Annotated in this window: 11 protein-coding genes and 1 pseudogene; 5 read left to right on the top strand and 7 right to left on the bottom strand. The window is 46.3% G+C overall.

What is annotated here, in order from left to right:
• Positions 1-37: 37 nt before the first annotated feature.
• The gene (locus NC996_RS17670) at positions 38-340 is read right to left on the bottom strand and encodes an RNA-binding protein (protein WP_190410814.1); all 303 of its coding nucleotides are present in this window, start codon (positions 338-340) and stop codon (positions 38-40) included.
• A gap of 394 nt (positions 341-734) precedes the next feature.
• On the opposite strand from NC996_RS17670, the gene NC996_RS17665 reads away from it, so the two are divergent.
• Entirely contained in the window at positions 735-1,799 is a 1,065-nt protein-coding gene (locus NC996_RS17665) for a WD40 repeat domain-containing protein (protein ID WP_190681823.1), read from the top strand.
• A gap of 218 nt (positions 1,800-2,017) precedes the next feature.
• On the opposite strand, the gene NC996_RS17660 is transcribed toward NC996_RS17665, so the two are convergent.
• The 4 genes from NC996_RS17660 to NC996_RS17645 all read right to left on the bottom strand — a co-directional run bounded on the left by NC996_RS17660 (position 2,018) and on the right by NC996_RS17645 (position 7,752).
• A complete protein-coding gene (locus NC996_RS17660; RefSeq protein WP_190429972.1) occupies positions 2,018-4,438 on the bottom strand; it encodes a sucrose synthase in 2,421 nt (806 codons plus the stop codon).
• A 184-nt stretch (positions 4,439-4,622) separates the two neighbouring features.
• Positions 4,623-6,146 (bottom strand): carboxypeptidase M32, encoded by a 1,524-nt coding sequence (locus NC996_RS17655; protein ID WP_190681821.1) that lies wholly within the window; start codon positions 6,144-6,146, stop codon positions 4,623-4,625.
• A 51-nt stretch (positions 6,147-6,197) separates the two neighbouring features.
• Positions 6,198-6,314, bottom strand: coding sequence for a hypothetical protein (locus tag NC996_RS17650; protein ID WP_347277778.1), 117 nt, complete (start codon positions 6,312-6,314; stop codon positions 6,198-6,200).
• A gap of 508 nt (positions 6,315-6,822) precedes the next feature.
• A complete protein-coding gene (locus NC996_RS17645) occupies positions 6,823-7,752 on the bottom strand; it encodes a tetratricopeptide repeat protein (protein ID WP_190525142.1) in 930 nt (309 codons plus the stop codon).
• Positions 7,753-8,317: 565 nt separating this feature from the next.
• Between NC996_RS17645 and NC996_RS17640 the strand changes: the two genes are divergently transcribed.
• From NC996_RS17640 to NC996_RS17630, 3 genes are all read left to right on the top strand, one after another.
• Positions 8,318-9,745, top strand: coding sequence for an aspartate ammonia-lyase (locus tag NC996_RS17640; RefSeq protein WP_190681818.1), 1,428 nt, complete (start codon positions 8,318-8,320; stop codon positions 9,743-9,745).
• A 59-nt stretch (positions 9,746-9,804) separates the two neighbouring features.
• The gene (locus tag NC996_RS17635) at positions 9,805-10,107 is read left to right on the top strand and encodes a hypothetical protein (RefSeq protein WP_190535628.1); all 303 of its coding nucleotides are present in this window, start codon (positions 9,805-9,807) and stop codon (positions 10,105-10,107) included.
• A 122-nt stretch (positions 10,108-10,229) separates the two neighbouring features.
• The gene (locus tag NC996_RS17630; RefSeq protein WP_190681815.1) at positions 10,230-11,192 is read left to right on the top strand and encodes a DUF362 domain-containing protein; all 963 of its coding nucleotides are present in this window, start codon (positions 10,230-10,232) and stop codon (positions 11,190-11,192) included.
• Between the two features lie 263 nt (positions 11,193-11,455).
• Here the strand turns inward: NC996_RS17630 and NC996_RS17625 are convergent, their stop codons facing one another.
• Entirely contained in the window at positions 11,456-11,701 is a 246-nt protein-coding gene (locus NC996_RS17625) for an HNH endonuclease (protein WP_190410806.1), read from the bottom strand.
• 33 nt (positions 11,702-11,734) lie between these two features.
• Here NC996_RS17625 and NC996_RS17620 point away from each other — a divergent pair, with 33 nt between their 5' ends.
• On the top strand, positions 11,735-12,028 hold the full coding sequence (locus NC996_RS17620; protein ID WP_190410805.1) for a DUF4090 family protein: 294 nt from the start codon (positions 11,735-11,737) through the stop codon (positions 12,026-12,028).
• 525 nt (positions 12,029-12,553) lie between these two features.
• Here the strand turns inward: NC996_RS17620 and NC996_RS17615 are convergent.
• Positions 12,554-12,714: pseudogene (locus tag NC996_RS17615) on the bottom strand (transposase); the annotation flags it as partial.

The raw sequence follows: 12,714 nt of genomic DNA, 5'->3' as shown, positions 1-12,714 counted from the left end.
TTTCAAGGAAAAACTAAAAAGGTTTAGTTTCTAAAGCTTAGTAGCGGCGAGAAAAGCTGTTGTTTCCGCGACCACCACCACCAGACGGGCCTCTATCTTCTTTGGGCTTCGCCTTGTTAACTTTCAAGTCGCGACCCATCCATTCAGCACCATCAAGCGCTTCAATGGCAGCTGTTTCTTCAGCTTCTGTACCCATTTCTACGAAACCAAAGCCACGTAGACGACCTGTTTCCCGGTCAGTGGGTAGCTGGACGCGCTTTACAGAACCATATTCTGCAAAAACCCCAGTCAGGTCTTCTTGCGTAACTTCGTAGGATAGATTGCCTACATAAATAGACATAGATTGTCTCCAAAATCAAGGGGGTGTAGAGATTTGAATTTCGGAGAGAAGCCTGTCAAGACCAAAAGGAAAACACCTATCAATACTATAAACAAACACTGCAACCGAATTTATTCTCACCTATTACGGTAGCACAACAGATTCTGGAATGGGGCTTTTGGTATCTAAGTTTTCTCCAACTAATCTTTAAACTTTGACCGAGTATAGCTTCTAGCTAATTTCCCGGATTCAGCAAAGTCCGAGCGATCGCTTTCCTTGCGATTGCATACTTCTAATAAATTTGCAACGGTAACATTACATAAATTTTCTGATTCTGGGCACACAGGTAAATCAACAACGTCTCAGTGTAAAGCAACACATTTTTGTAGTGTGCGTTGTGTCCCAATTTACTAAAATGACAAATCAGCAAATTTCCGCTAAGGTTTTCACGGCGCTGGTCGTGGTGGCAACGATTGGCGTTTCTGCAATGCCTATGTTTAAAGCAGTATCTCAGCCGCCTGTCATTCCATCTACCTTAACGGCTCAAATACCCACCAACACTTGGCAAAATGTGCGACCGATTCGCACCATCGAGGCTCATTCAGGGAGCGTGGGAGCGATCGCGATCGCTCCCAACGGACAGCTAATGGTTAGTGGTAGCGATGATGGCACGATCAAAGTATGGAATCCGAAAACGGGTCAACCAATTCGCACCCTAACTGGGCATACTGACACCATTTGGGCACTTGCGATTAGTCCTAATGGGCAAACCCTCGCCAGCAGTAGCGCGACCAACGATGGCTCGCTAAAACTGTGGAATTTAAAAACTGGCAAGGTAATCCGGACTATCACGCGGGATTGGTACGTTAAATCTCTCGCCTTTAGCCCAGATGGAGAACGCCTTGCGATTGGTAGCTGGAACACGACTGCACGGAACGCAGAGATTGAAGTGTGGAATGCACGCACGGGTAAATCGATCTATAGCTTCCAGGGATCTCCTCAGTCGAATTTAATGGTCGCCTTTAGTCCCGATGGAAAAACTCTCGCTAGTGGGAATGAAGACAGTACGATCCAACTATGGGATCTTAGGTCAGGCAAACCCATCCGCACCATCAACAATGGAGAGGCTGTCAGAGCGATCGCTTTTGGTCGAGATAGCAAAACCCTTGTCAGCGAGACTTATAACCAAATCGTCAAAATCTGGAATCTGCAAACCGGCGAACTCATCTCTACACCGATTAAGGATTCAGGCACCGTTTTCGTGAATGCTGTTGCTTTGCATCCGAATAATCAAATACTTGCAAGTGCATTAGGCGGATCGGAAGGCAGTTTAAATTTATTTGATTTGCAAACTGGTAGTGTAATCAATCCTCTTACAGGGTCTTTTAACGTTATCTCCTCACTCGTATTCACCCCAAACGGGCAGACTCTTGTTAGTGGTAATTTTGACGGAACAATTACCTTCTGGGAACCCCAATAGTTATACTGTTTCGCTTTTGCCTGAAGTGAGATTGGCATCGCTTCAGGCTCTATTTCCCTTCTCTTGCGTAGGAAAAGCCCGACTCTAGACACATTGGTTAAGAATGTTATCTGCGACCTTCTCTTAGCTCCCAATAAATTGGGGGTTGGAGGGATCGAAACGTAATGCAAATCACGTCAGATCCCCCTAGCATCCAATTTATTAAGAGGAGAAACTCCCTATCGCTGCATTTGCTGTTCCAACAGTTTCTGCGCTCTCGGCTTGTAAATTAAATAGAACAACGCCTCAATGTAACGCAGTAGATCTTCGCGGTTCTCCTTGGAAGTATAATTCCAGAAGCCGTAAATTCGAGCTAAAGATAGAAGTTTGGTTGTGTGAATCTTCCACGTATAAGTGCTATAAACTCGATCAATCGCTCGTGTAGAAATTTCGTACCAGTAGTTAGGATTTTGGTCGCACTTAGATACAAACTCCAGGATTTTTTCCGCCATCTCTTCAAGATGCGTTGGGTTAATGTAGAATCCATTAAATTTATCCTGAATAATTTCTAACGGGCCACCAAATTGAGTGGCGAATGTCGGTAAACCAGAAATCATCGCCTCCAAAATGGTCAGACCAAAAGCTTCAAACAGCGCTGGTTGAACAAAGACACCTTGGCGATCGGCAATCACCCGATAAATTTCACCAGAGTCGGTTTTAGAAAGGCGCACGCCTAGCCAGCGAATTTTGCCTTGTAGATTGTACTTTTCAATGATTTGGTAAAGCTTAACAATTTCATCTTTTTCTTCGTTATCGCTTGATTCCTCAACGCGCAACTTCCCAGCAACTAAAATTAAGTTGCAATGTTCTTGTAAAGCTTCGTTCTTGCCAAAACACTCAGCCAATCCGGTAAGATTTTTGATTCGGTCGAGACGAGCCATTGAGAAGAGGGGGCGCTTGTTTGGATCGTCCAATTTCCCTAAAATTTGGGACGGATCTTCGAGGGTAAAGAGCATCTCCTCGATCCGGGCGCGATCGCTCGGTATGCGATCTTCGGTACGCGAATAGGGAAAATAAGCATTTTCATTTACTCCAGGCGGCACCACGTTGAATTTGGGGCTAAATAGCTCAACTCCGCTCACTACATGGTACAAATCCGGCATCGTGAAACACTTGTAAGATTCATACTGTCCCACACTATCCGGCGTTCCGACAATTTCTTGATAAGTACTGCTAATGATGAAATTTGCAGCATTCATCGCAATTAAATCGGCAGTGAATTGTAGGGAGAAATGATACTTTTCTTCCAAGTCGTTCCAGTAGAGGTTACTGAAAAGATATTTAGATTTTTCTAAGGCGTGGGCAATGTTGCATTGAGTCACCTTCAAGCGACGCGCCAGTAAAAATGCCACCAAATTACCGTCGGAATAATTTCCGACAATTAAGTCGGGCTTACCTTGAAATTCTGCCAGCAGCTCTTTTTCCGAGTCGATGGCATAGCTTTCTAGATAAGGCCAAAACTCAAACCGGGAAATCCAGTTTTGAGTCACTTTGGGATTAAACTCTCGCAAAGGCACTCGCAAAATCCAAGCATTATCTGTGCCGTGAACTTTTTCTAAGCGTTGGTTACACAAAGTACCATCGCTATTCGGAATTAAGCGAGAGAGAATAATTACTTTCGGCTCAACACCTAGAACATCCAACCCAGCCAGCGAGAGGTCTTCTTGCATCTGCTGTTCGAGACTCTTGGCTTGGTCGAGGACGTAAACGACCTGTCCGCCAGTATCCGGACGTCCCAAGACACCTTCCTGCCCAAACCAACCGTGGGGAGACACGAGGACAATCCGGAAGACCATTGGAATCCGGGAGAGGAAAGCTTCTAGAGTCTGATGATCGGGGGAGTCGAGGAGTTCATCAAGAATTTCTAGAGTTTCCCGCACCCGTCCGGCGGTGTTTCCCCATCCAGGCTCAAAGCCCATTGCTTGCAAATCATACCGAAATTCATCGTAGCTTTGCTCAAAAGGGCGATCGCCCAAAAATCCCAAAGCTTGCTTGACACGACTAGAAAGTTGCTGCTGCGATTTAATTCGCCCGTTGATCAGCAGTTGCAGATTGTTATAGGAATGGACGCTTAAAAATTGAAACAAGCTCTCCAGCCATTGTCCGGGGTCTTGAAAGAGTTTGCTCGATAAATAACGGTTGAGATACTGTACCCCCTTACCAATATTTTTAGGGTCGCGAATGGTCGGGGTATAGTCGTAAAACGGCTGAAAATCGAGTTCTAGGATGTCGCCTTCCTGGGGATGGAAGCGATTCACCAGGCGATCGCGTACATCCAGCAGTTCTTGCACCGTCATTGGTTCGACAATTAAATCTTCCGTTAACCGATAGATTTCTTGAGAAGCAATGGTTGGGCGGACGATCAAACAGATGTTTCCATCCTCCCGAATAATTTCTTGAGTGTAGTAAATTAATTTACCTAAATGGGAAGATTGGTCAAAATGTTCAGGCTTCTGGTGATTTGTGCAGTATTCGGAAAAAGCATTGAGAATGTCGTTTCTCAGTAAATACGACTTGTCCTGTTGGCGTAACTCACTCACAAATTGGCGCAGATCGATTTTTTCATCACTCTCTAAAACAGCCTGAATCAAATCGGACATGACAACTCCCTAGATTAGTTCAATAACATTCACAAAGACTAAACTACAAAATGTTTTTCCTGGTGACGCCCTTCCGAAGGTGGAAGGAGTACGTCTCAAACCAAAATTAATTCACCGTTCATCTTTCTTAAGAGTGAATCGGCTAGGCTATGCCTAGCCTAGCTTCTTTTCACGCTATTGTGTATCACAAAGCGTAAATTTCTCCGTATTTTTGCTGAATATAACGAATCAAGGGATTAATACTCAAACAATTGCCAGTGACGCGCTCGATAATTTCAGCGGCGGTATATTTCTGTCCATGTTGGTAAATATTCTCTCTCAGCCAATTATGTAGAGTGCTGAACTTCCCTTGCTCGATTTCGGTAGGAATTTGGGGATTCGCCTTGAGTGCAGCTTCAAAAAACTGGGCGCTCATCATGTTGCCGAGAGTATATCCTTGGAACATTCCGCCGATGCTACCCGTGTACCAATGGACATCCTGCATGACGCCAACGCTGTCGTTGGGGGGGACAACACCCAAGTCCGATCTGTAGCGTTCGTTCCAAGCTTCCGGGAGATCGCGCACTGCCAGCTTGCCTTCCAGTAGCGCCAATTCCAAGTCAAAGCGGATCATGACGTGGAGGTTGTAGGTGACTTCGTCGGCATCGGTACGAATGAGCGATCGCTCGACTTTATTAATCGCCCGGTAGAATGTCTCCAGGGGTATATTACTAAGTTGATTTGGGAAAGCTGCTTGCAGTTGCGGATAGCAGAATTTCCAGAAGTTGCGGCTGCGTCCCACCTGATTTTCCCACAGCCGTGATTGGCTTTCATGCACCCCCGATGAGGTGCCGGTGGCTAAAGGCGTCCCTTCATATTCTGGGTTAATCCCTTGCTCGTACAAGGCGTGTCCCATCTCGTGAATGGTGCTAAACAGTGCCTCATTCAGATCGTTCTCTCTAACGCGGGTAGTAATTCGCACATCCCCAATCGAGAAATTGGTCATAAATGGGTGCAGTGTCTTATCTTGTCGTCCCCGTTGGAAGTCATATCCAATCTGTTCGATCACCTTTAAGCTAAACGCTAGCTGTTCGTCTTCTGGAAAAGTTTGGTGCAAGCAACTATCATCGACAATCGGCTGGGAAGCGATCGCATTTACAATTGGAACCAGTTCTTGACGGAGTTCCGCAAAGAGCGATCGCACGGTTGAAGCCTTCATCCCGTAATCGGCACCATCAATCAGCGGATCTGCAATATGCTCGTAGCCAGAGAAAAAGCTGGCATAGTCGCGGCACAGCTCCAGCGTTTTTTCCAGATAAGGCTGCACAGCGGCAAAGTTATTTTCCGGACGTGCTTTTGCCCAAGCACCATAAGACTGAGTTCGGTGGAGAGACATTTTTGCCATAAAATCTGCTGGCACTCGCACCGCGCGCTCGTAGCTGCGTCTGACAACACGAATTAGGCTGGCTTCATCAGAGTCGTAGGGCAAGCTTTCCTCGTAGGGACGCAAATCTTCTAACAGTTGCGCGATCGCTGGATCGCTAAACTTAGTATGGGCAATTTGCCGCAGAGTCGCCATCTGCCGCCCTCTCGCCGCTGCACCCCCAGGCGGCATATAGGTTGCCTGATCCCAGTAGAGTAGGGAAGACGCTGAATTAATGTCGTCGATTTCGGTGAGGCGGGTTTTGAGTTCTTGAAGTTTGGGGTGAGTCTTGTCCAGAGTCTGCATGATTCGCTGTTGATACTCGTTTCCTATAGTGTGGCGCAGGACGAGCAAATATCAGTTCAACCACCGTTCGCGATATGTCACTTTCCCAGCTTGCTCAAGCGCAAAAGTGACGACCGTTTCACTCAGTCGGATACCTCTATTTCTGACGCGTTCAATCGCTTGCTGCATTGAAACTAGATACCCTTGCCGCTTGGCACGCAGCAAAATGTCTATAGAACCTGTTAGTGAAAGCCGCTTAATCTAGCAATCCGCCTACCAACGGCTGCGTTCATACAGACGGTTTGGATACCTTCATTTGTTGCCGTTCAGCGACGCAGAGATGTCTGCTACTGTCGTCCCGCTTGGCACATTCATGACATTAGGATGCACCAAAAGGAAGGTTATAACGTGTATTTGAATGGCTGTGAGGAAATGGTTAATTAACTACTGGGGCGAACAGGTAATTATAAAAAATCAGCTGTGGCGGTTGGAAAATTACCTGTAATCAAACCCAAGGTAGACAATATAGGATACTTAGCACCCTTTACTTGGTCGGAAGCAGCGGCAAGACTTTATACAGTGGAAGAACCTGGTAGCGAGCGCTAAAGAAAAGAACAGCTCGATCCAGCAGATGTAGGTAGGGTGGAGGGGTCTGTCTCCAACCCTACATTGAGGGGGAATGAGCAATAAAACTGGATCAAAACCTGGGTGCTTCCAGCAGCGCCTCAAACAAATCTTGATCGCGAACCGCGTCGAAATCTGGGTCGTATTTTGCCATTTCCCGATATTTTTCCTCACTCAGACGAATCGCTTGTTGCAAGTTGTGGACTGTCTGCTCGACATTGCCCAGCAAAGCATAGTAGCAAGCTTTGTTATACCAAGCGGTGGGGTAGTCAGTCTGAAGTTGTAACGCTTTATCACAAGCAGCGATCGCTTCTTCGTAGCGAGCTAATTTCCCTAGAGCAATGGCTTGGTTGAACCAAGCTTTGTAGTATTCCGAATTAATTTCCAAACTTCTTTGGAAGCTAGAAATTGCCTTTTCATAAAGCCCCCAATCATTTAGGGTAATGCCTCGGTTGTACCAAGCATTGCAGGAATCTGGTTTAAACTCAATCGCCCGGTCATAGCTATGAATCGCCTGTTCGTAATGATTGAGTTGGGCAAGAGCATTGCCTCGGTTGTACCATGCCCAGTAGGCGTCTGGACGCAGCTTCAGGGTCCGGTCAAAGCTGGCGACCGCTTTTTCATAGAAACCCCAGTCAATTAAGGTAATGCCCCGGTTGTGCCACGCAGCGGAAGCATCCGGGTTAAATTCTATGGCGCGATCAAAGCTATTAAGCGCCTGTTCGTAGCGACATAATTTCCCCAGCGCAATACCCCGGTTGAACCAAACCCAAGAAGCATCCGGTTGAATTGACAAGGCGTTGTCGAAGCTGGCGATCGCTTCTTCATGGCGACCTAAATTCCCTAGGGCAAAACCCCGCTGCGATAAGGCATCGGGGTAATTGGGTTCGCACTTGAGGGCGTTGTCTAAACAAGCGATCGCCGCTTCATATTTTGCCGACTGAAGCTGGCGTAGTCCTTGCTGGAAGAAGAATTCTGCTTCGAGGCTAATAGTTTGACCCATAGAATTTTGCATCTTACTTTAGGAGGATCTTGTATTTAAGATTCCCAAAACAATAACATAAGTCAACATCAAGACGGTAAATCCCTTTCTAAAATACATTCAAAGCAAGAACGATAAATTCCAGATGACCGCTGGGCAAAGGATTCAGCCGCTGGAGGCAACAAAAAATTTCCTTGAGCAGTCGGTACGGTAATCCTTATTTAACCTCTCTCTCACCCACCTGGTGCCAAGGGAGGAGCGATAAATATCCTCTTCTATAAAAAATTGACTCCGCTTCCCTCTCTCTTAGGGCAGGATTAGGAACCCTGGGCAGGGGTTATCCCATCTTAGATTTGGGATTTCAGATTCTGGGTGACACCAGTCTTGTCAGTAGACACTTCTAACAATTTATTTGTGCCGACCTTCAGGTGAAATGGGATTTAGACGGATCTTTTCTCAGAAGGATTGCGCCGGTATTGCGTAATCCTTCTGAGAAAAGAATGCTGCCAAATCTGAAGACTGACTCATCGCATCCCCCAGCTAGACATGGGATGATCTCATCTAAAAGAATCCATAGACAACTAACATGAGTGAACAGATAGGTAGAACCTACCGCATCGAACGCGATTCAATGGGCGATCGCCAAATCTTGGATAACGTTTACTACGGCATTCAGACGCTTCGGGCGATTGAAAATTTCCCGATTAGTGGAATTAAACCGTTGCCCACTTATATTGATGCTTGCGTACTGATTAAGAAAGCAGCAGCGATCGCAAATGGGGAACTTGGCTGCATTCCCCAAGACATCAGCCAGGTGATTGTCCAGGCGGCGGATGAAGTGCTTTCCGGGAAGTTCCGCGATCAGTTTGTCGTGGATGTCTACCAAGCGGGTGCGGGGACTTCGCACCATATGAATATCAACGAAGTATTGGCGAATCGGGCGCTGGAACTGCTGGGCGATGAAAAAGGAAATTACAAGCGCGTCAGTCCCAACGATCATGTTAATTACGGTCAATCGACTAACGATGTAATTCCTACGGCGATTCGGATTGGGGCGCTGGTGGCGCTGGAGAGGACACTGTACCCAGCTTTAGCCGATGCGATCGCTACTTTGGATAACAAGGCTGAGGAATTTCAAGATGTCGTCAAATCTGGAAGAACCCATCTGCAAGACGCCGTACCTGTACGACTGGGCGAAAACTTCCGCGCTTGGGGGCAAATTCTCGCAGAACACATGATTCGCATCGAGAGGGCGTCTGAAGATTTGATGGCGCTGGGTTTGGGTGGAAGTGCGGCGGGAACTGGGTTAAATACCCATCCGCAATATTGCGATCGCGTTGCCCAATTATTATCAGAATTAATCGACCAACCCTTGCGCCCAGCCCCTCATCTGATGGCGGCAATGCAGAGTATGGCACCTTTTGTCAGCGTCTCCGGTAGTTTGCGGAACTTAGCGCAGGATTGCGTCAAGATATCCCATGACTTACGGCTGATGGATTCGGGGCCAAAAACAGGTTTAAAGGAAATTCAGCTACCCCCAGTACAGCCTGGATCGTCGATTATGCCGGGGAAATATAACCCGGTGATGGCAGAGATGACTTCGATGGTGTGTTTTCAGGTGATGGGGTACGATTCAGCGATCGCTTTAGCCGCCCAAGCGGGACAACTAGAGTTAAATGTGATGATGCCGCTGATTGCCTATAACTTGATTCACAGTATTGAAATTTTGGGCAATACCTTAAGCGTACTAACGCAGCGTTGTTTGGAAGGAATTACCGCCAATCGCGATCGCTGCCTTGCCTATGCAGAAGGAAGCCTCGCCCTCGTCACTGCCCTCAATCCCCACATCGGCTATCTCAACGCGGCTGCTGTTGCCAAAGAATCTCTCGAAACTGGCAAATCCTTGCGGCAAATTGTCCTAGAACGAGAGTTGATGAGTTCCGAAGAACTAGCCAAGGTCTTAGACTTGGAGGAAATGAGTGCGATGTCAGGAGTGCAGCGTCCGGAGTTGTAGATACACCAAAATTTGCATCTATCCAAAACTCAAAACTTTCTAACCAGGAGTCTTGTTCTATGCATAGTCATGATGGTTTGACCCAGTTGACTTTTCACTATATTGATGGGCACACAGAATCTTTTACTGTCTATGAGTCAGTCGAGGAGGGCTTAGAAACGAAGCAGGAAATCCGGCAAGAAATCCGTCGGCTTTTAGATAAATCCTGGTGGATTCTCCACTTACCTGAAGAAACGGTTTTTATTAACACCGCCAATATTACCAAAGTTGAGGTGAAGCCCCCGATTCCTCACCTCCAGGGAGAAGATGTCTTCTCGAATGCCCAGCGGGTAACTGCCCTGACTCGTGGCAGCAATCGCTGAGAATTTGAGATTTTAGATTAGGAATTGCCAGGTCTTCATCAAGAATTGGAGACTGGCAATTCTCACTTTAATTGATTCAAAATTCTTGTATTCGCTCAATCCTCAATTACAAACGCAGAATCATGAAACCTTCCGTTAGTTTAATTCGTGCGAATTTCTACGATCGGCAACTATTGCGAGAATCCGTGGAAAGTTTGCTGGAACCGTTGGGAGGAATCAAAGCTTTTGTCAAAGCAGGCGATTGCGTTCTCCTCAAGCCCAATTTACTCACTGGCGGACATCCGAGTAAAGAATGTGTCACCCGTCCCGAACTGGTTCACTGTGTTGCCAAACTGGTACAGGAAGCGGGTGGCAAGCCTTTCCTGGGAGACAGTCCCGCGTTTGGCAGCGCGATGGGTGTGGCAAAGGCAAATGGTTATCTTCCCCTTATGGAAGAACTCAATTTGCCGCTAGTGGAATTTACAGGGAAGCGTTACGAAACCGTTAGCGAAGGGTTCAACCATCTGTTGTTGTGCAAAGAAGCAATGGATGCAGATGTAGTAATCAACCTGCCTAAACTGAAATCCCACTGTCAGCTAACGATGACAATGGGGGTCAAAAACTTATTCGGTTGCGTACCGGGAAAAATGAAAGCCTGGTGGCACATGGAAGCAGGGAAAGATAGTGCCCGATTTGGGGAAATGTTAGTAGAAACTGCAAGGGCAATTAATCCTACCCTAACAATTTTAGATGCAATTATCGGGCATGAAGGGAACGGCCCTAGCGGTGGCGAACCTCGCTTCTTAGGGATTTTAGCGGCATCGGCTGATGTATTTGCCCTGGATCGGGCGATTGTGGAAATTCTCAATGTAGATCCTCTCAACGTCCCTACTATGGCGGCTTCGATGAGGTTAGGACTATGCACAAACGTGGAGGAAATTGACTTTCCCCAACTGCATCCGGATGATCTAAAGGTGCTGGATTGGCAACTTCCTACTAACATGATGCCTATCGACTTCGCGATGCCTCGCGTGATTAAGTCCACGTTTAGGCATCTTTATATCCGGTTTATCAAGGAACCGATGAATGCCTACGCAGGACGATAAGAGTTTACCGATAAAAAAACTCGGTTTCTATAGAAATCGGGTTTAGAAAGCCATCAATAAACAATTTTGAGGCAGATTCGGTAAATGCTGTTACAGTAGGATACAAAATCATCAGCGTAATCTATTATCTACCCTCCGATTGCTTAGGAAGACCGCCCTGACTCATGCTAGAGGCGGTTTTTTTCTGTCTGCCAAATGATGGAGTGTTAGCAGCGATGCGCGGACAGTATATTTTTAAAAACGAGTCTGGTGTGTTTTCTAGATTAAAGATCGAAATAACGCCGGAACCGAGGATCTAAATGGTTGGTTTTGCGCTGGTTACAGGGGAGACAGAGGGTTTGTAGATTGCTGATGTCATTAGAACCGCCACGAGAGAGCGGTATGATGTGGTCAATCGTGAGGTTTGCTTCTAGCGCCGTTTTGCCGCAACTTTGGCACTGACAGCGATCGCGCTGAAACACATACTTCCTCACTTCTGCCGGGATGCGAATTCTGGGCGTTTTAGTCATAAAATGCTTTTGTAAACACGATCCCACGCTGCAATGAATCCAGACAATCAAACAACTACAGGCGCTGATGCGATTGATGTAGCGATCGCGCAGGGAATTGATTTTGACGGTTCCCCGATTCCAACACCAAAACTAGAATTATACACAAAAGTAATGGGGCTGGAAGCTGGGCGGCAGCGCAGCGGCGTATCCAATACGATGCGTTCTAGAATTGTTCGCATCGGCGCTAAGCATATTCCTCAGGAAGAACTCAACCAGATGCTAATCGACGCCGACTTTGCACCGCTGAAAGAAAAAGAAATCGCTTTTTACTATAGCGGTAAATAGTATTAGTAATTACAATTCCCCCTAGATGAATGAAACTCTAGGGGATTTTTTTAGTAATTTTTATCCTGATTTTCTTAGTTAATCATCTTACGAAGCTCGTCAAGTGGTGATTCTGATTGGCTGATTTCTAGCTCATTTCGCATTCGTGTTTCTTCTTCATTTTGCATTAGCACTTCTTTTACTTCAGGCTCATCAGGAATAAACTATAAGGTGGTTTTTATTTTTACCTGACCTTTTTGCCAGTCACTAGCACCAACTTTAAGAATTTCACAATCTATCCCCTCTCCCAACCACCTTTCGTTTGCTTTATAGTAATGGTTATTAATGATTATTCCTGTATCTATCTCTACTTATTGTGATTTTAAAGATTCATATAAGTAGCTAGGATGATTTAAACCTAAAACGCTCTAACGTATATCCCCCTTGTTCACTCCGTGATTCCATGCCGTCGATTACAGCAAGGGCTAAATCATATTCATTGTCGAACATTCGTCCTGAAATTTCATGGGCTTTGAGTTGATGCCACTGTCCTTCGATGGGGTTCATCTGGGAGCAATAGGCAGGCAAGAAGAAAATGAATAATCCTTGCTCTTGCCACCGTGCCCACTGCTCACGTACCAGTTTACTAGTGTGAATCGGTCCATTGTCTTGAACGATAACGGTAAGCCGTCCCGTTCGTTTGAGGG

Source organism: Trichocoleus sp. ST-U2, assembly GCF_039961875.1.
Taxonomy (GTDB): Bacteria; Cyanobacteriota; Cyanobacteriia; order Cyanobacteriales; family FACHB-T130; genus FACHB-T130.
This window is presented reverse-complemented; position numbering and strand designations above follow the sequence as displayed.

Excerpts from the sequence above, each read along its gene's own strand:
- NC996_RS17655 (WP_190681821.1), bottom strand. The coding sequence starts at position 6,146 with ATGCAGACTCTGGACAAGACTCACCCCAAACTTCAAGAACTCAAAACC.
- NC996_RS17665 (WP_190681823.1), top strand. The coding sequence starts at position 735 with ATGACAAATCAGCAAATTTCCGCTAAGGTTTTCACGGCGCTGGTCGTG.
- NC996_RS17625 (WP_190410806.1), bottom strand. The coding sequence starts at position 11,701 with ATGACTAAAACGCCCAGAATTCGCATCCCGGCAGAAGTGAGGAAGTAT.
- NC996_RS17670 (WP_190410814.1), bottom strand. The coding sequence starts at position 340 with ATGTCTATTTATGTAGGCAATCTATCCTACGAAGTTACGCAAGAAGAC.
- NC996_RS17620 (WP_190410805.1), top strand. The coding sequence starts at position 11,735 with ATGAATCCAGACAATCAAACAACTACAGGCGCTGATGCGATTGATGTA.
- NC996_RS17630 (WP_190681815.1), top strand. The coding sequence starts at position 10,230 with ATGAAACCTTCCGTTAGTTTAATTCGTGCGAATTTCTACGATCGGCAA.
- NC996_RS17635 (WP_190535628.1), top strand. The coding sequence starts at position 9,805 with ATGCATAGTCATGATGGTTTGACCCAGTTGACTTTTCACTATATTGAT.
- NC996_RS17640 (WP_190681818.1), top strand. The coding sequence starts at position 8,318 with ATGAGTGAACAGATAGGTAGAACCTACCGCATCGAACGCGATTCAATG.
- NC996_RS17645 (WP_190525142.1), bottom strand. The coding sequence starts at position 7,752 with ATGGGTCAAACTATTAGCCTCGAAGCAGAATTCTTCTTCCAGCAAGGA.
- NC996_RS17660 (WP_190429972.1), bottom strand. The coding sequence starts at position 4,438 with ATGTCCGATTTGATTCAGGCTGTTTTAGAGAGTGATGAAAAAATCGAT.
- NC996_RS17650 (WP_347277778.1), bottom strand. The coding sequence starts at position 6,314 with ATGCAGCAAGCGATTGAACGCGTCAGAAATAGAGGTATCCGACTGAGT.